At 26.1% G+C, this 18917-nt stretch carries 15 protein-coding genes; 14 read left to right on the top strand and 1 reads right to left on the bottom strand.

The genetic code is table 11. From position 1 onward, the window contains the following. The first annotated feature begins 38 nt into the window (after window positions 1-38). The 4 genes from AFAEC_RS11695 to AFAEC_RS11680 all read left to right on the top strand — a co-directional run bounded on the left by AFAEC_RS11695 (window position 39) and on the right by AFAEC_RS11680 (window position 5533). Window positions 39-3437: a hypothetical protein gene (locus AFAEC_RS11695; RefSeq protein ID WP_026806316.1), complete on the top strand. Its 3399-nt coding sequence runs from the start codon at window positions 39-41 to the stop codon at window positions 3435-3437. Between the two features lie 2 nt (window positions 3438-3439). Further along, on the top strand, window positions 3440-3898 hold the full coding sequence (locus tag AFAEC_RS11690; protein WP_026806315.1) for a response regulator transcription factor: 459 nt from the start codon (window positions 3440-3442) through the stop codon (window positions 3896-3898). Then, window positions 3895-5106 (top strand): phosphorylase family protein, encoded by a 1212-nt coding sequence (locus AFAEC_RS11685; RefSeq protein ID WP_026806314.1) that lies wholly within the window; start codon window positions 3895-3897, stop codon window positions 5104-5106. Before AFAEC_RS11690 ends, AFAEC_RS11685 begins: the two co-directional genes overlap by 4 nt. Window positions 5107-5194: 88 nt before the next feature. Then, window positions 5195-5533: a hypothetical protein gene (locus AFAEC_RS11680; RefSeq protein ID WP_026806313.1), complete on the top strand. Its 339-nt coding sequence runs from the start codon at window positions 5195-5197 to the stop codon at window positions 5531-5533. Between the two features lie 160 nt (window positions 5534-5693). Here AFAEC_RS11680 and AFAEC_RS11675 read toward each other — a convergent pair whose 3' ends face one another. Beyond that, window positions 5694-6257, bottom strand: coding sequence for a recombinase family protein (locus tag AFAEC_RS11675; protein WP_026806312.1), 564 nt, complete (start codon window positions 6255-6257; stop codon window positions 5694-5696). 156 nt (window positions 6258-6413) lie between these two features. On the opposite strand from AFAEC_RS11675, the gene AFAEC_RS11670 reads away from it, so the two are divergent. The 10 genes from AFAEC_RS11670 to AFAEC_RS11625 all read left to right on the top strand — a co-directional run bounded on the left by AFAEC_RS11670 (window position 6414) and on the right by AFAEC_RS11625 (window position 18865). After that, complete coding sequence (locus AFAEC_RS11670) at window positions 6414-7598, top strand: hypothetical protein (RefSeq protein ID WP_026806311.1); 1185 nt, start codon at window positions 6414-6416, stop codon at window positions 7596-7598. Window positions 7599-7624: 26 nt separating this feature from the next. Then, a complete protein-coding gene (locus AFAEC_RS11665; protein ID WP_026806310.1) occupies window positions 7625-8467 on the top strand; it encodes a DUF2971 domain-containing protein in 843 nt (280 codons plus the stop codon). Window positions 8468-9006: 539 nt separating this feature from the next. Continuing rightward, entirely contained in the window at window positions 9007-10353 is a 1347-nt protein-coding gene (locus tag AFAEC_RS11660; RefSeq protein ID WP_026806309.1) for a hypothetical protein, read from the top strand. An 88-nt stretch (window positions 10354-10441) separates the two neighbouring features. Further along, window positions 10442-11203, top strand: a complete 762-nt coding sequence (locus tag AFAEC_RS11655; protein WP_202805375.1) for an HNH endonuclease — start codon at window positions 10442-10444, stop codon at window positions 11201-11203. 500 nt (window positions 11204-11703) lie between these two features. Next, on the top strand, window positions 11704-13371 hold the full coding sequence (locus AFAEC_RS11650; protein WP_026806308.1) for a DUF262 domain-containing protein: 1668 nt from the start codon (window positions 11704-11706) through the stop codon (window positions 13369-13371). Further along, window positions 13371-15353 (top strand): DUF262 domain-containing protein, encoded by a 1983-nt coding sequence (locus tag AFAEC_RS11645; protein ID WP_026806307.1) that lies wholly within the window; start codon window positions 13371-13373, stop codon window positions 15351-15353. Before AFAEC_RS11650 ends, AFAEC_RS11645 begins: the two co-directional genes overlap by 1 nt. Before the next feature lie 79 nt (window positions 15354-15432). Next, entirely contained in the window at window positions 15433-16053 is a 621-nt protein-coding gene (locus tag AFAEC_RS11640; protein ID WP_026806306.1) for a DUF6988 family protein, read from the top strand. A gap of 93 nt (window positions 16054-16146) precedes the next feature. Further along, window positions 16147-16776, top strand: coding sequence for a hypothetical protein (locus AFAEC_RS11635; RefSeq protein WP_026806305.1), 630 nt, complete (start codon window positions 16147-16149; stop codon window positions 16774-16776). A gap of 492 nt (window positions 16777-17268) precedes the next feature. After that, the gene (locus tag AFAEC_RS11630) at window positions 17269-18063 is read left to right on the top strand and encodes a hypothetical protein (protein ID WP_119173167.1); all 795 of its coding nucleotides are present in this window, start codon (window positions 17269-17271) and stop codon (window positions 18061-18063) included. A 49-nt stretch (window positions 18064-18112) separates the two neighbouring features. Further along, window positions 18113-18865, top strand: coding sequence for a DUF2971 domain-containing protein (locus tag AFAEC_RS11625; protein ID WP_034216636.1), 753 nt, complete (start codon window positions 18113-18115; stop codon window positions 18863-18865). Window positions 18866-18917 lie beyond the last annotated feature (52 nt).

Here is an 18917-nt window from a genome sequence, read left to right as displayed (position 1 = left end):
TGATTATTAAATAGTTGTATTAAAGAAAAGGAAATTAATTGAGCAAAAAAAAGAAATCAAAACTAAATTCTGAACAAAAAGATTTTTTCTTAAAAATTGCACGATTGAAAAATCCAATTTGGATTACGAATTATTTAAAAAAAGATGCAGCAATGCGCTTAGTTGAAAATAATTTTTCTAAACTTATCTCTAACCCCTTAATAAAAAATAATATTTTAGGTTCAACATTTCCTATTGATTATAAAGATATTGAAACTGAAGCAATGGTTTCTCAAGGAACTTTAGAACAAGAAGTATGGTGGACTTATCTTAATGTTATATATCATTCTGAAAAAATAAATTTATTTATATCAAAATCAGAACAATTCAATAATTTATTACTTTATGCTAAGTATGAAGAAGCTTCAAATATATTAAATGAAATAAAATATGAGTTAGGTTTGTCACATTGGTATATAGAAAATAAGCTTTTATTATTATCTAAAATGAATGGATTGAGGGAACAAAAAGAGTACGCAGAAACAATTAGAAAAGAGTTACCAAATGCTTCTGCTTTATTAGTATATCACTTTAGTCAAAAACTTGAAAATGAATTATCATATGAACAATATGATAAAAACTTTAAAAAAATGTGGAGAGATTATCCAAATATAAAAACTTATTTTGAGTTTAAAGCCAATTCATTAAATGCTGACCCTGAAAATCTTGTATATTTCTTATATTTTGAAAGAGAAAGTCCTACTATTGATAAATATATTAGTTTGAAAAAAACTTTATTTTCAATTTGCTCTAATAATAATTATTACAGTCTACCCGTTGACTTTTTAAATAAATATCTAATCAAACTAGATAATAATATCAAAGATATTGAATTAAAACCATTATTAATAAAAAGTACAAAATTAAATTATAATGATATAGATATAGACAATAGCAAATATATCAGAATACTAGATTTATATACAATGGGATATTACAAAGAGTCTTATGATTTGTGTTTAAAAGAACTTGAAAATTATTTAACATTCAATATCAACCTTATTGAAATATTAATCAAATCAGAGATAAGATGTGCGACAGATGACAATTTAATAGAAGTATCAATTGATAACAATTCTATCATATTTAATATATATGAATATTACAAGAGTATCATTCTAAAAGATAAAAATTTAATAAACTCTATTAATAAGCTCTTAAAGATAGCACTAGAACTTTCTTCGTTATCAATATCAACTGTGATAACTCAATTTATATATAAAAATATTCCATTTTACAATATACCTGTAGCAGATTCAAGTCTTAAAACAGGAGGCTTACATACATTTTTATATGATGTCCGAGAACAATCAATAATTGATGATGCTAGATATCGAATATTGATAACTGATATGCAAAAAACTTATCAAGAATCTATTACGTATCAATTATTAAATAAAGAAAACTTTAATATTGATGAAAAAATTCCATCATTTCGACTACAAAAATATAATATAAAAATAAACCCTGAAACAATTCCTAAAGAACAGCAGATAGAAATTTACAAAGACATTATTAAAAATGGAAATATTTTAGATAAATATTATGCAATCGTTGAATTATCATATTTATACTTTAAATATAAAGAAATTCAAAACTGTATAAAAGCTATTGTGGAGGGATATTTATTTAACAAGTCTCTCATCTATAATTTACCTTTACAAGAGATAATAGAATATATAGAACAATACCATTCCACTGACTTTGACAAAGATATTGAAACATCTATTTTGTATGAGCTGTATAGTAAATATATCTCGAATAAATTTGATTCTCAAAAAATGATTCGATATGAGATTTTTTTAGAGGAAAATGGCTATACAAAGCCGAGTGAACTTATTAATAACTATGAAAGATTCGATAAAAATAAATTAGATTTTTTTCTCCAGTTCAACTGTAAGAGTCAAATATTGGATTCATCAATATATTTTGAAAATACTGAAGAAGTGGAGTCTGAAAGGATTAATATTTGTCAATTTTTAGTAGAACAAAAAGTAAGTTCCAGCCATATCTTATTAAAAGAAATCAAGAATATAACAGAGCAGTCTTTAATATCAAAATATATACAAGTAATTGAGCAGAATAAAATATATGTAAACGAAGAAGGTATTAAATCTAAACTACAATCTAATTTAGCTGAATACTATTTAAGGTATATTGATTTGGTAAAAAATTCTACTACTTTAAAAAGAGATTTAAATAATAAGGTTTTAATAAATAATACATTTGGAGTTAATATACCATATCCTAAAAATGACATTATTCCCTTATTACAAAATGCTCTAAGTGATGTTAAAGAATACTTTGTTTTTAGCAATGAATATGGGTTAAATGGTTTTATAAGTACAAATATTAGACATGGAAAATTATATAACTTTTTAACAAGTTCATTAATCAAATCTAATTTATTTATAAAACAAGATAATGCTTATTGGCAAATAAATTTCCAAATTGATGCTAAAATAATGGAAATTTTAGCTACATTTTCCAATGATATTGAAAAATCTATTAATGGTTTTAAAGATCAATATATTCAAATCGTTACTGATAAGGAGAATACAAAAAATGGATTATTTAGATATGACTTAACAGAGGAAATTTCTATAGCGATATACAATCAATTAGATGAAGAACCATCCTTTGAAGAGTTTGAAAATATATTATTAGAAGTTTTATGGCGTCATACAGAAATAAATCTAGAGAATATTAGATATATAATATTGAATGAGCTTATTCCAAAAATTCAACATATATTTAAAGAATTAAATCTAAAAATTGAAACTATTCAAAATAAAAATAATTTATCTGAGATTCGTGATGTTATAAGACATGAATCTACGATACTACAAAGAAACTTAGAAACATTAAAACAATGGTTCACTAGACAGACAATATCTAGTATAGCTGACTTTGAATTTACATTGCCAGTAAGTATTACAAAAGAAGTTATTAAAAATGTTCATGCTAATAATTTTATAAAATTAAATGCTGATATTAAGATCAAAGATAAATTTAAAGGATTATTTCTAAAAGGGTTTGTTGATATTTTGTATATATTGTTTGACAATGCAATAAAACACAGCGATAGTGAATGTGAGAAAATCAATTTGTTATTAGATAAATCGGATGAAAAACAATATGAATATAGACTTTATGTCACTAATCAAATAAAAGAAAATTTAAATATTAAGTTGAATACTCAAAAAATAGAAGAAATCAGAGATAATATACGAAATAAAATGTATGGACAAAGTGTAGGAACTGAGGGTGGTACAGGTTTTTATAAAATTGTAAAAATATTAACCTATGATATGGTTATGGGTAATAGATTCATTGACTTTTATTATCAGGGTGACAAATTTATTGTTGAAATACACTTTGGCAAGAGGAAGGAATAATTATGCAATGTTTAATAATTGAAGATGACAACTATAAATCTGAACATTTACAAAATATTTTACAAGAATATTTTGACTTGTCTGTAGAAATAAAAACAGCATATAAATCAGGTTTGATTGAAGCCCTAAAACCAAAGTATGACTTTATCTTACTTGATATGAGTATGCTTACATTTGATATATCCTCACAAGAAAAAGGTGGAAGACCTAGACATTTTGCAGGGAAAGAAATTATGTTGCAAATGAAGCGAAGAAATATACTTACTCCAGTAATTATTATTACACAATTTGAAAACTTTGGAGAAGATACTGAAAAAATCAACCTATATGATTTAACTAAGCAGTTAGAAGATATTGGATATCAAGGATATAAAAAAACAATATTTTACAATATGACAAAAAATGAATGGCAAGATGACTTAATAGAAACTATTCGTTTTATACAAGGGGATAAAAAATGAAGATATTATTTATTGAAGATAATGAATTAAAAAAAGAAAAAATTATAACAGTTTTAATAAATGCTAATGTCGCTGTTCGAAGTGATTTCACAGTATGTACTAATATAATTGATGCAAAAAAAATACTCAGAAGTACAATGTTTGATGTTCTATTATTGGATATGCGATTGCCCAATAGAGCTGATAGTCAGGAAATTCAATCTATGGCTGGTTTAGACTTTTTAAAAGAATTTCAAAATGATAGAAGATATCACCAACCAAAAGAGATTATTGGTATTACAGAATGTGAAGAGGAATTAAGTAGGGTTAAAAAAGATTTTCATGAAAATCTTTTACATATAATTTATTATCATTCATCTAAAAATGAATGGGAAAAATTATTGGTAGATAGACTTGAATATCTTATTTCTTGCGAACAGGATACAAATGAGTATGATTATGATATTGCTATAATATGTGCACTTGAAAACCCAGAATTTAAAGCTATTAAGGACTTATCTGAAAATTGGGTTAATGTAAAAAAAGATAATACATCATTGTCTTTTTATGAAACTTTTTTTGAGTTTGAACAAAAAAAATTAAAAGTAATTGCTATATCCATTGATAAAATGGGAATGGTACCGACTGCAGTATTAGCCACTCAAACAATCGAAATGTTTCGACCAAGATATCTAACCATGACAGGAATAGCAGCTGGAATTAAAGGTGAAGTAGAATTAGGTGATATTCTTGTTTTTAATCCTAGTTGGGATTCTGGTTCTGGTAAATTAAAAATCAATGACGATGGTAAAGATCTTTTTGAAATTGATCCAAAACAAGAAACAATTGATGGAGATATAATTTTAAAAATCAAAGAGCTATCAAATGATACACAATTTCTAAATAAATTAAGAGAAGATTGGAAATACAGTAAAATCAAAAATGTTCTGTCTGTCCATACTGGGCCAGTTGCATCAGGTGCGGCAGTAATAGCAAATGAAAACATTACTAGTGCAATAAAATTACAATCTAGAAAACTTCTTGGGATAGAAATGGAGGCTTATGGGCTTATATATGCTTCAAAACATGCAACAAAGCCTAAGCCTGAACCTTTGGTTATAAAGTCTGTATGTGACTTCGCTGATAAAGATAAGAATGATGGGTTTCAAGAATATGCGGCATATACAAGTGCAAATTTTTTATATGAGTATGCAAAGCGATATATTTAAATACAACAAAACCTAGCACTGAATAGATAAATCTATCAGTAAAGTCAAACGTTGTAGCTCGAACCCAAACATAAGAACAGGAGACAAAATGGCAAATTTTAAAGATGGTGTTATAAGAGATGGAAATTCGCTTGGTAGTGGTCAAGCACTTGGAAATATCAAAGATGGAATCATTCGAAATGGATCATCTAAAGGAGCAGGAAGCTCTTTGGGAAATATAAAGGATGGTATCATCCGTGATGGATCATCTAAAGGAGCAGGAAAAGCTATATTGAATGTCAAAGGTGACACAGTTCGTGATGGTTCTTCCCTTGGAGCAGGCAAAACTATCGGAAAAATTAGCGATTTCACAATCAAGGGCATGGAACGTGAGTTAGATCCAGAAATTGTCGCTACTTACCATTTCCTCATCAAGAAGATTGTATAACAATCAAAAGGAGACCAATCAAAAACCCGCGAGCGGATTTTTGATTGGTCATTTTAAACGTTAAGTTGCTAAACCTCTTACTTTTGGAACAGTTTTTACTGAAAAATAGTCTGTTCCAAAAAGAGTTGAATTGTTGAACATCTTGAAGTAGTCAACTTGACTACTTCTTTTTAGCTATGTCTTTAATTGCCCTATAGATAGTATTACGTGCTACATGAAAAATCTTGGATAAAAATGCAACAGACTTTCCTTTTTCGTGTTGTTTGTATATAACATTCTTCTCTTTAGTACTTAGAATAGCTCTTCTACCAAACTGAACACCTTTTTTCTTTGCAGCTTCAATTCCTTCTCTAACACGTTCATTTATTAAATCACGTTCAAATTCTGCAATAGCACCTAACATTGTAAATAATAGTCTACCTGCTGGAGATGTAGTATCAATATTTTGATGTAATACTTTTAAATTTACATCTTTGTTTTCTAAAAATTTTGCAATATTATGAAGATCTATTACAGACCTTGCTAATCTATCAAGTTTTGTAATATAAAGTACATCACCTTCTCTTACAAAGTCCATCATTATCTTAAACTGTTCCCGATTTGACTCATTCTTCCCTGACTTTTTTTCTGAGAAAATCTTTTTACAACCAGCACTCTTGAGTTGATCAATTTGATTCTCAAGATTTTGGCTTGAAGTTGAAACTCTTGCATAACCTACATTCATAATAAATCCTTTGTTTTGAATTTACTATTTATCTCATATATTGAAAGGATTGTAAAGTAGTGATTATTTCCCTAATAGAACAGGTTATAGAACATTCTAATTAAAAATATTACTTTTTTTTGTTAATATTTTTCATATAATAAAAGGCATAAAGTAATGAATGTATTAGAATTTAATTTTACAAAAGAAGAGTTTATATTCGAATGTTGCAAAAATATTAATTTATCAACAAATACAATCGCTGATGATATATATTATAGTTTTATCTCATTTATTACTCCATCTTTCTCCATTAATAACAACATACAAGAAATTAAACATAAATACAATAATAACTACTATGACAAATTTTTATCTTTACAAGATTACATAGACAAGAATTCTTTAACACTACATTATAATAACTTTACTATTTATAGTGCAAAAGAGGAAATTATAAATGTTGATGAATTAAAACTTCCATCTTTTATAAAGCAGCAACCTGTTGATTATGGATATGATGTAATTAAATATATAAAAGTAAAAAAAGCAAATCTAAAAACAAAAAACAAGATAGATATTGAGATACTTGGATTAATATTTGATAAAAAAATATTATCTGAAATATTCAATTCTTTGACAAAATTTAATGAAGAAATATTACTACCATCTCATTCAGGAGTATGGGAATGGAGACAAACATTTTATAATAAGATTACAGGGGAAACATATTTTTGTAATTGTTTTAAGAAAGCTATTGAAAAATCAAAAAAAGACTCACAGCTATCTAATACCCATCAACACATTGAAAAAGCACTTGAAAATAATAGCTTTAAAGAATCTATTTGTCATATTTGTACTAATAAAAACTCTGACTTGATGTACTGTTCTAAAATGTATGGTTCAGAAGTAAAAGTAAGATATGGTGCATATATAAAAAAATTAGAAATTGAAAAAGAAATTACTGAAAGAGATGCAGAAAATGAAATCAGAGTAATTAAGAATATTGCAAAAATTGGTGAAAGATGGATAAATGAAACACTTTTATTTAATTATATTGATATGATATTTCCTGAATATAATGTAATTAGAGAAGCTTCACCTCAATGGTTAGATAGACAAAGGCTTGATATATTTATTCCTGAATTAAATCTTGCAGTTGAATATCAAGGTGCACAGCATTTTAAAGCAGTTCCATTATTTGGAGGAGTTGAAGGATTAAAAAAAGCCCAAGAAAGAGATAAAATCAAAAAGTTAAGATGTAAGCAAAATAAAGTAACCTTAATATACTTTACTTATAAAGAAAATCTTTCGGAGAACTTAATAATGAAAAAATTAAAACATTTTTTAGAGAAACAATAATTATGGTTAAGTCGTTATATAAATTTATGCCTTTTAGAGAAATTTTTTTTGAAAACTTTTTACTAAGAGCTTCGCACATAAATACATTAAATGACCCTTTTGAAATGGAACCATCAATAGAATGGTGGGCAAATTTATTTTTAGAATTAAAGCATTATAGATTTGGTCAAACAAAAGAAGAAATTTTTTCATATATAAGAATGCAGAATTTAAATTCTCCATGGAGACATTTAGGTACTGATTTATTTAAAGATCATGGCATAATTAGTTTTACAGAGACAAAAGATAATATATTAATGTGGAGCCATTATTCTAATAATCACACTGGAATAGTAATTGAATTTGATTTAGCACATCCATTTTTTTCCAAAAAATTTATAGAAAAGGAACATAATTATCTAGGTAATCCTCAAAAAGTATTGTATAGAAAAGAAAGATTAATTTCATCTGACTATTTATTGGAACCATATTTTCATAAGTCATCAGATTGGATATATGAACAAGAATATAGAATGTTATTAAAACTTTCAAATAGTGATAAAATTCTAATTCATAAAGATTATTGTGATAAAAAATTTGAAGATGAATGTGTTTTTTCTTCATATAAAGAGGAATTGGAAAAAATTAATGAAAATTTTTTTGAAATAAGAAATTCCTATAATACTTCCTTCCTCAATAATCCAAACACTATGTTTATGTTTAAAGTTAGTCCTGATGCAATAAAAAGTGTCTATTTAGGATGTAGGATGAAGGATGAAGATATAAATAAGTTAATTGAATTAAAAGAAAGAGAAGATTTAAAACATATTAAACTATATAAATCCTCTATACATGATAAAAGATATGAATTAAATTTTTTTGAGATATAAATATGTGGTTTTATTTTCTTTTGAGTTAACAGTTCAATATATAGAACAGCTTGTGGTAAAAACAAAATTATAAAAATTTTTTTCAAATAAAAAAGATATAAAAATTATGATGACATAACGATATCATAAAAGATATAACTGTATTTATTGAGATAAAGAATAGGAAAACTTATGAATGGGCTATTTCTCAACCTCTTACTTTTGGAGCAGTTTTTACTAAAAAGTAGATTGTTCCAAAAAGAATTGAAATTTGGAGCATGTTCAATAAGTACAGGTTGTTGAACTTGTTTTATAACTTATCTTTGTAACAATTTTCTGTCCACATTAAATATAATGTCATAAACTTAAAATTTATTTAAGAAGTATCTCAATTTCTAATGTTTTTTATAGTGACATCTACAAAAATACCTTATTTAAGGTGTTTGCAGGCATTTTGATATACGACACATATTGTGTATGTTGTTTGTTGATTTTTAGAGTGTTTTATATATAATGTATATTCAATAAATAGTTGTATGAAATATAAATAGGAGTTAATAGTGTTATTTGAAACTTATGGCATGATAGTACCAGAAAAAGGAACTTGTCCAAACTATGAACTTTTTTATATGTTTTATAGCCTAAATATAAAACAAAATTTACTTGCAAATCACTTATTTAATGAAGTAAAGTCACAGTTACCTGTAATGAGCTTAGAAATAAAAGAATCTATAAACCATAAACTTCAAGAAATTGACTCAATTTTACCAGCAATGGGACTTAAGAGAGAAAAAACTGAAAGAGAAGAATATAATATATCTATTTTAAATGATGATTTATATTTAAGAAGAAAATATTTTGATGGAAATTATGAAGAGTTTATTAACTATATTACAAATATTCAACAACTCATTACTTTATATTCATCCTTTGAGAATACGATAAAAAGCTATTTAATTACACAAGGGAAAAATGCAGATGAGAGAGTTTTTCAAAAAAAACTTTTAGACGAAGTTTGCAGTATAAATCATAAATTTATTAGTAAATTTAATGATTTATATAAAAACTTTACACAAAATGATTTTACGGTGATATGGAAATATTTCACATTCATAAGAAACTTATATACACATTCAAGTGGAGTAATTGATAATGATTTTATAAAAGAAATGGATAAAATTAAAAATAAAATAACTGATATGATAAATAGAAATTTTGAGTTTATTGAAAGAAATCTTTTTCCTAACAACTATAATATATTACGAACTGACAATTTTATAGAAAATGATTTATTTATTATTACTGAAATAGAACTTAGATTTTTTAGAAATTTTATCATTTATGTTTGGGAAGCTATCTATCTATCACATTATAATCTTTCTAAAAAAAATTATGTATCATCTCATATTAAATTTAATCTTGAACATAATCAATTTAAATTTCATCTGATACAAACACATGACGAATCAGAAGCTTTAAATAGAATGCAAACATTTTATACTAAGAAAATGTCTAATTTCTATATATCAACATATGTTTGTCCTAATTGCACTAAAGAACCTGTTGTTTTGTATAAAACATTATATCATCCAAATATATCTTTAATGAAAATAACCCAACAAGAAGAACATAAAGATATAAATATGGAAAGAGTATTTACATGCCCTCATTGTCGGTCATTTTTTATTTCGAAATATAAAGAACGATTGAGTGATAATAATGGAAACAATTTACTTAATCTTAATGATGATGATTACCTTTTGATATTAGAGCAATTTAATATAGAAGGTACACCGTATCCTCCAAATAGTGAAGAAAATATTGAATCAGAATTAAATTTAACAATGCAAATTAATCAATTAGAAACTTTACTTAATGATTTAAAAAATAATAGGAAAAAATACTAAAAAGATTTAAATTAAACAAATAACAAAACCTAGCACCGAACAGGTAAACTGTCGGTGAAGTCAAATGTTATAAGTCAAAGGATTACAAATGGATTTACTCTTTAGGTTAAGTAAAGATAAAGTAGAAGGTTTTGAGAATGAAGTGAAAACTAAAAATTTCTTTAATAAAATTTTACCAACGAGAGATGAAAATTATTTTTTTCATACAAAAAGAATGAATGAAAATAAGCTCCAAAAAGGAAATAAAATATATTTTGCTTATGATGGCTATATAGTTGCGAAAGCTAAATTTCTAGGAGAAATAAAACATGATAATAATAGACATGAAAAGTTTATTTATGGACATAAGCTTAATAATGTGGAAGTTATCAACTCAAACATTCAATTAAATACTAAAATAGTAAGTACAAGAACTACTTATATTGACAATGTAGAAAAACAAAATGAACTAGAGAGAGTTTTAAAATCAGATATAATCTATCCTGATGAAATTGAAGATAATGACTTATTTGAAGGTACAAAAAAACAAATTACAGTTAATGCTTATGAGCGAAGTTCACAAGCAAGACAAGAATGTATTAATGAATATGGTTACAAATGTGTAATTTGTAATTTTGATTTTGAAAATATTTATGGAGAAATTGGACACAATTTTATTCATGTTCATCACATAAAACCATTATCCGAAATAGATGCCAAATATAAAATAAACCCAATTGAAGATTTAAGACCTGTTTGTCCAAATTGTCATGCAATGTTACATAAAAGAAAACCTGCATACGGTATTGAAGAAATTCATGACAAGATTAAGCAGACAACTTATTACAAATCATTGGAGAAAAATATTTGACCCTCGCGGCTCAAATATTTCCCAACTCAACCGTTAAGTTGCTAAACTTCTTACTTTTGGAGCAGTTTTTGCTAAGGAAAAGCTTGGGCCAAAAATAATTGAGATTTGGAGGATGTTTAATAAGGTAAAGGTTGTTGAACTTGTTTTATAACTTATCTTTGTAGCAATTTTCTGTCCACATTACTCCTCATAATATATGCAGATTTATTACGATGTCACTTTTATATACATATATTATGTACTATTATCGTCTAAATATCCACATTAAACATACATAAAAAGCATATTATAAACTTAAAATTTATTTAAGAAGCATCTCAATTTCCAATATTTTTTATAGTAACATCTACAAAAATAGTTTATTTAAGGTGTTTGTAGGCATTTTGATATACGACACATATTGTGTATGTTGCTTGTTCATTTTCAGGCTATCTTGTATATAATGTATGTTCAATAAATAGTTATGTATAGATTGAAATATCAAAAAAGGAAATAACTTTATGGAAAATATTTTAGAATTAAAAACAATTAACGAACTTCAGCAATTTAGTTTTTATATTCCATCATATCAACGAGGATATAGGTGGAGTAAAAATGAAGTTAAAGATTTATTAAATGATATTTCAGAGTTTACTCCTCGTTTAGTAGATGATACCGATGAAAAAACATGGTATTGCTTACAGCCTATTGTTACTAAAAAAAAAGAAAATGGACAGTTTGAAGTTATAGATGGACAGCAAAGATTGACAACCATATATTTAATATTACATTTTATGAATAGTAGACTTCGTGAACCTGAAAAAACATTTGATTTAGATTATGAAACAAGAGAAAACTCTACATTATTTCTTCAAGATTTAACTAGAGAAACCTACAATGACTCAAATATAGATTTTTACCATATATCAAATGCTTATGAAACAGTCTGTGATTGGTTTAATAAACCTAATTTTAATATTAATGACTTTGAATCAAAATTTAAATTTAACTCAAAAGTTATATGGTATGAAAGTAGTGAAGAAGATCCAATAGAGATATTTACAAGAATTAATATTGGAAAAATACCATTAACAAATGCCGAACTTATTAAGGCTTTATTTTTAAATAGTGCAAACTTTGATAAAAAGAAAAATGATAAAATAAGACTTAAGCAATTAGAAATTTCATCAGAGTGGGATTATATTGAGCAATCTTTACAAAATAATAGATTTTGGTATTTTCTAAATGGTAATAATATTACTACAAATAGAATAGAGTTTATTTTTGACCTTATGAATGATGAAAAAGACTATACTGATAACTACTCTACATTTAGATTTTTTAATAAAAAATTCATAAAAAAAGATCAAAAAACAATAGAAAATAATTGGCTAGAAATAAAAAAATATTTTCAAAGGTTTCAAGAATGGTTTGAAGAGAGAGATTTATACCATAAAATAGGTTATCTTATTGCGATTGAATCTGTCACTATTGCTGATTTATACAATAAATCAATCAATTTAAGCAAAACAGAATTTAGAACTTTATTAGATGAAGCAATTAAAAGTGACTTAAAAAATGTAACATTAGAAAGTCTTCAATACGGAGATAAAAGAGTGAAGAAGGTATTGTTACTTTATAATATACTTACAATGTTAAATAATGAAAATGATAATGCATATTTTCCTTTTGATATATATAAAAATGAGAAATGGGATATTGAACATATCACTTCAATTACAGATACTATACCTAAGCAAAAAAATAGTTGGTTAAATGATGCAAAAGTATTCATTGATGTTAGTAAAGAAGATGGAAAAAAATTAAAAAATAGAGCTGATACTTGTGATTGTGAAGATGATGTTGAGTTTGAAGTTTTATTTAAAGATATTGTAAAACACTTTAATTCTTATTTAGAAGATGAAGATATAAATGACATATCTAATTTAGCATTATTAGATTCTGAAACAAATCGTGGTTATAAAAATGCTGTTTTTCCTTTAAAAAGAAAAACTATCATAGACAGAGAAAAGAAAGGAATTTTTATACCTATTTGTACTAAAAATGTTTTTTTAAAATATTTTAGTTCTTATCCTCCTAAAATTTCTTTTTGGACACTAGAAGATAGGGAAAATTATTACAAAGACTTAGAAAAAGTTCTTAAAGATTATGTTGAAAAGGAAATTTAATGAGTGATGTACAATATCAAGGAAAGATTACAAACTTTTGGGAACTTCTAAAAGAACATAACATAGTAATACCGATTATTCAAAGAGATTATGCACAAGGAAGAAAGGATAAAGAGGAAATTAGAGATAACTTTTTAAATGCATTGTTTCAAAGTATCAATACAGATACTCCTATTAAACTAGATTTTATTTATGGAAGTGTCGAGGATGGTGATTCTCAACCTTTAGATGGTCAACAACGGTTAACTACATTATTTTTATTACACTGGTATGCAGCAGTAAAAAGTCAATTACTTAATAAAGATATTATGAATGTGTTGAAGAAGTTTACTTATGAAACAAGAATAAGTTCAAGAGAATTTTGTAATACTTTAGTTCTTAATCCTATTCAAATCACCAAAACAATAGTTTTAAGTTCTCAAATAGTAGATTCAGCTTGGTTCTTCTTATCTTGGAAGAAAGACCCTACAATTGATGCCATGTTAAGAACTCTAAATGATATTCATAAATACTTTTTTGATATAGAAAATCTATGGGAAAAATTGACTTCGGATGCAAATTTAATAAGCTTTTATCATATTGAATTGGAAGATATAGGTTTAACAGATGACTTATATATAAAGATGAATGCAAGAGGAAAACTTCTGTCATCTTTCGAAAACTTTAAAGCAAGTTTTCAAAAACGCATAAATGATAATAAATGGGATAAAGAGAAAGAATTTCAGGATACTTTTGCATTTAAAATTGATACAAAATGGACAGATTTATTTTGGATACATAGAAAAGAAAATAAAATAGATGAAGCATTTAACAGATTTATTTCTACTATTGCTATGTGCAGACAATCGATAAATAAAACAGATAATAGATTACAAATAATAAAAGAATTGCAAGATAAACCAGATATGGTTAGAACAAATATGTTTGATGAAAACGACTTCATTTATTTAACAGAATGTTTTGATACATATTGTAAAGTTTTTGATGAGAACTTAAATGTTAAGCATAATTTTCCATTATTTCAACATGCACCAGCTGAGAATATATTTTCAGGAATAGTTTTTGAAGGACAGAATGCTTCTTATTCTTTAAAAGTATTGTTTTATGCTCAAACTGAATACTTAATAAAAGTATCCGAATTTAATCAAGAGAAGTTTCAAGATTGGATGAGAGTAGTAAGAAATATAGTTGCAAGAGGTGATGTTGAAAAAACTGGAAATAGACCCACAATCATTCGTGATCCTGGTCAATTTTATGGAGTTATTAACTTAATTTATGAATTATCATCAGGTTGTGAAGATATTTATACCTACTTATCTTCTAATCAAATAAAGTCCTCATTTGCAAAAGAACAAATAGAAGAGGAAAAATTAAAAGCAAAATTAATAGTCGCTAATCCTGATAATAAAAGTGTTATTTTCAATACAGAAGATACAGATCTTCTACAAGGAAAAATTTCATTTGCTTTATACTGCATCGATTATGAAGCTGGAATGGCATTAGATATAAAAAGGCTTGAATCAGTTAAAAATGTAATTAGCACTTATTTTAAAGATGATAAAGATATCAATAATGATTTAAGAAGAGCATTACTTACTATTGCTGATAACGATGGAAACTATCACTATTATAAATATTGGTGGTCATTTTGGAATGTAGTGAATGCTAATAAAAGGTCTTTAATTGATAGCTATCTTCGTTCCTTAGAGTTTTATATTTATGGTAGATTTAGTGAAGAATATAAAATATACATAAAAAAACTAATTTTAAAATTAATGAATAACAATTTACAGGAAATTGTGACTAATTTTACTCCACCTAATGATATGCCAAATTGGAAAATTAGACTAATTAAAGAACCTAGTTTGTTAAATGAGATGTGTAAATCAAATCATATAGCAATACCAGAAGATGAGGCTTGTTGTTATTTACTAAAAAGTATGAGACCAAGAGATATAGATGGATGTTATTTGGTAAAGTAAATACATAATAAATCTCTGTAGTGAATGCTACAGCATCACTAAGGTAAAACGTTATCCAAAATAAATACGAGAGGAACATATGAGTTTAAAAGATGAAATAAAAAAATATCTTATTGATGATATTGAGCTAGTAAAAAAAATTGAAAAATTAATGATAAAAGTTGATATTATTAGTGATAATAAAAGAGACATGCTATTAGCAGGATTTTCAAGAAATGTATTAAGTCATTTTATATCAATCAATTATTTAATGGAAAAGAAATTATATAATTCTGCTTTTGCATTAGAAAGAATCTTTTTTGAAAATATTATAAAACTAAAGTATATGTATTACATTATGGATGATCCGAAAATAGTAACAATTTATGATGCGAATAGTTGGGATAAACATTTTCCAAGTATTGGAGATATGGCAACAAAAATAGATGAAAAATTAGAAACTAACTTTTATTCAAATGTAAAACAAAATGCCTATAAAATCATGAATGATTATACTCATACTGGAGCAAATCAAATTGCTAGAAATTTTGGTGAATCAGATGCATCAATTGAATCTAACTTTAGTGATGAACTAATTTTGGATACATTAAAAGGTAATAAAACTTTATTAAAAACTGCAATGATTGTTTTTTTAGAGGGAATTGGATTAAAAAATGCCTTTATCACAAAAGATGAGATAGAAGCATATTTAGAATATTAAACAAGCAAGGATAACAAATCATTGGAGAGAAATATTTGCCCCTGCGTCTCAAATATTTCTCAACTCAAACGTTAGATATAAAGGAGAACATATATGGAAGAATTAAATTTATTATTATCAAGCTTATCACTTGATAAAGGTTTTGCAACTGTTCTTGCAGCAATATTTGGGGCAACAATCGCTGCTGTAATTAGTATTACTGTTGCAAGTAGAAGCTTTAAACAACAAATAATCTTATTAGACAAAAACTTAGAACATCAAAAAAAGCAGTTTTATATCGAATATAAAGAGCGTCAAGAGTCTATTCAGCAAAATAAAATTGATAGTTTCAACAATAAAAAAACAGAACACCTTGAAAAAACTTATTATTTATTATCAAAGTTGAAATTTCAATGTTCACCAACATCAAGTTTTATTTTAACTAGATTAAAAGACCTTGAAAAGTTTGATGCATATTATACAAATGAAATAGTAGAAAAAATAAATCAAATTCAAACAAGTGTTAGATTATATTTTCCAAGCTTAAAAGATGATATAGATAATATTAACGGAAAAGCGAATATGTTTTGGGGTTATCAACAACAATACTTAAGTCAAGATCCATCAAGTGATGCAGCTCAAAGTAATTTAGGAGAAGTGCATAAAGCTGTCCATGAGATTTCTTCATTAGCAGGAAAAATGCAAAATAATTTAAAAAATGAATTTGACAAAATTTATACCTAACAACTACGAGGAGACCAATAATTTACCCTAGCGGGAAAATTATTGCTCACGACAAACGTTAAGTTGCAAAACCTCTTACTTTTGGAACAGGTTCTAGTAACAGAAAGACTGTTCCAAATAGAGTTGAATTTTAGAACATACTCCTAAAGGTACAGTTTGTTGAACTCGTTTTATAAACTCATATTTGTATCAGTTTTTATCTATTGTAATTCCTAATATTTTTATATATGTTATTTATTTTTAGGCTATCTTGTATATAATGCATGTCTATAAATAGCCATGTTACAAAATTAACAAAGCCTCGAATCGAACAATAAATTGTCGGTTAAGTTAAACGTTATCGGCTCGCCTCCGGCTCCGGATAACAAGTCGCAGGAGCGAAGACTCTCTTCCACTCCTTCAATAAGCATATCGAAAGCTCCGCTTTCTTATACTTATCTCTGAGTGTCGCTCAGCACTGACGTTAGCATTACACAATAAGGTAGGATAAATTTGCAAAATATATTTAAATGTTATATGTGCGATAGAAATGCTGTTTCTAGTGAACATGTACCACCAAAAAATTTATTTCCAGAACAGAAAGATGTTGGAAAAGATTATAGACAATATCTTATAACTGTACCAAGTTGTGAAATACACAACAATCATAAAAGTAAAGATGATGAATTTTTAATGGTTAGCTTAGCAGGAATATTTGGTAATAATTCAATTGGATATTTGCATAAATTTACAAAAGTAAATCGTGCTATTAGAAGAACTTCAAATCGATTGTTAGATAAAGCATTTACAAAAAGAAAACATTACCACCTAAAAAGTGACAATGGTTTTCTTGAAGTAATCTGGGGAACCCCAGACCATACAAGACTAATAAGCTGTTTTGAGCACATAGCCTATGGACTTCATTATCATCATTTAAAAAAATGTTTTAAGGGTAAAATTAAAGTTCTTCTTGGTTATCTTCATAGTGAAGATAAAAGTAATAATAACTTTGTACAATTTATTAAACATCAAGCGAAAATAGATTTAAAAGATATTCCTAAATATGGAGCAAACGAGGATGTTTTTTATTATCAATTTTCAAATCCCGACAACTATGGAACATACCTTGTTCATATGAGATTTTATGGTGGAATAGATGTATATGGATCTTTTTTGCCAGAGGATAAACAAGAACCATATGATTTAGGAATAGCTATTGCAAATGCCTGTGATGAAGTTATTTTTAAAGTAGAAGATAAAGAATATCGAGTTAAAAATGCTAACAAACCATTGGAGAGAAATATTTGACCCTTCGGCTCAAATATTTCTCAGCACTGACGTTAGATAAAGGATTATAATGAAAACACAAAAAGAAAGTAATATTTTAAATATTTCAGATTTAGACCAAAAAATATATAGAATAATTTCAATAACTAGATTTAAAGAATTAATTAAAAATAGAGAGTTAGTATTAGTTAATCCTGAAAAATGGGATGACCCATTTGAAAATTTTTTCTTAAAAGGGAATGCTGTAGATAATAATGGAAATAATGTTGATTTTTCAAACCTAAGAGAAATGTGGTATGGACAATGTTGGACTAAAAATGAAGATACAGATGCTATGTGTAGAATATATAGTCATAATAAAGATGGTATCAGAATTTCAACAACAATAAGAAAATTATTTGATGCAATTTATGATAGCAGTGATAAATATGCTCCACTAAAATATTTTATTGGAGAAGTTGAATATAAAACGCTTAATGAATTGAATAACTTTGGAAATGAAAATAGTTTTTGGTCAATTGCAATAGGTGGCCAAAATGATGGTTTTGCAAAACTTCTATGTATTAAAAGAGAAGCATTTAGTCATGAAAATGAAATAAGAATATTAGTTAATGAAAATAATGAAGAAGAAGTTGTCAAAAACAAAGGATTATTTAAGATAAATATAAATCCATCAACTTTAATTGATGATTTATGTTTAGACCCAAGATTAAATGATGAAGAATATAATAAATATAAAATACAAATTGAAAAGATAAGTAAGTTACCAATATTTCAGTCAGACTTATATAAATTTAATTTAGCACCTATTGACATGGAGTAATATCTAACAAAACATAGGAAAAAACAAGTGATAAGCGGGTTTTTTAATATCT

Source organism: Aliarcobacter faecis (assembly GCF_013201705.1).
Classification (GTDB): domain Bacteria; phylum Campylobacterota; class Campylobacteria; order Campylobacterales; family Arcobacteraceae; genus Aliarcobacter; species Aliarcobacter faecis.
The sequence above is the reverse complement of the archived record's forward strand: the minus strand, read 5'-3'. Positions and strand labels throughout refer to the sequence as shown.

Excerpts from the sequence above, each read along its gene's own strand:
- AFAEC_RS11690 (WP_026806315.1), top strand. The coding sequence starts at position 3,440 with ATGCAATGTTTAATAATTGAAGATGACAACTATAAATCTGAACATTTA.
- AFAEC_RS11685 (WP_026806314.1), top strand. The coding sequence starts at position 3,895 with ATGAAGATATTATTTATTGAAGATAATGAATTAAAAAAAGAAAAAATT.
- AFAEC_RS11680 (WP_026806313.1), top strand. The coding sequence starts at position 5,195 with ATGGCAAATTTTAAAGATGGTGTTATAAGAGATGGAAATTCGCTTGGT.
- AFAEC_RS11675 (WP_026806312.1), bottom strand. The coding sequence starts at position 6,257 with ATGAATGTAGGTTATGCAAGAGTTTCAACTTCAAGCCAAAATCTTGAG.
- AFAEC_RS11670 (WP_026806311.1), top strand. The coding sequence starts at position 6,414 with ATGAATGTATTAGAATTTAATTTTACAAAAGAAGAGTTTATATTCGAA.
- AFAEC_RS11665 (WP_026806310.1), top strand. The coding sequence starts at position 7,625 with ATGCCTTTTAGAGAAATTTTTTTTGAAAACTTTTTACTAAGAGCTTCG.
- AFAEC_RS11655 (WP_202805375.1), top strand. The coding sequence starts at position 10,442 with ATGGATTTACTCTTTAGGTTAAGTAAAGATAAAGTAGAAGGTTTTGAG.
- AFAEC_RS11650 (WP_026806308.1), top strand. The coding sequence starts at position 11,704 with ATGGAAAATATTTTAGAATTAAAAACAATTAACGAACTTCAGCAATTT.
- AFAEC_RS11645 (WP_026806307.1), top strand. The coding sequence starts at position 13,371 with ATGAGTGATGTACAATATCAAGGAAAGATTACAAACTTTTGGGAACTT.
- AFAEC_RS11640 (WP_026806306.1), top strand. The coding sequence starts at position 15,433 with ATGAGTTTAAAAGATGAAATAAAAAAATATCTTATTGATGATATTGAG.
- AFAEC_RS11635 (WP_026806305.1), top strand. The coding sequence starts at position 16,147 with ATGGAAGAATTAAATTTATTATTATCAAGCTTATCACTTGATAAAGGT.
- AFAEC_RS11625 (WP_034216636.1), top strand. The coding sequence starts at position 18,113 with ATGAAAACACAAAAAGAAAGTAATATTTTAAATATTTCAGATTTAGAC.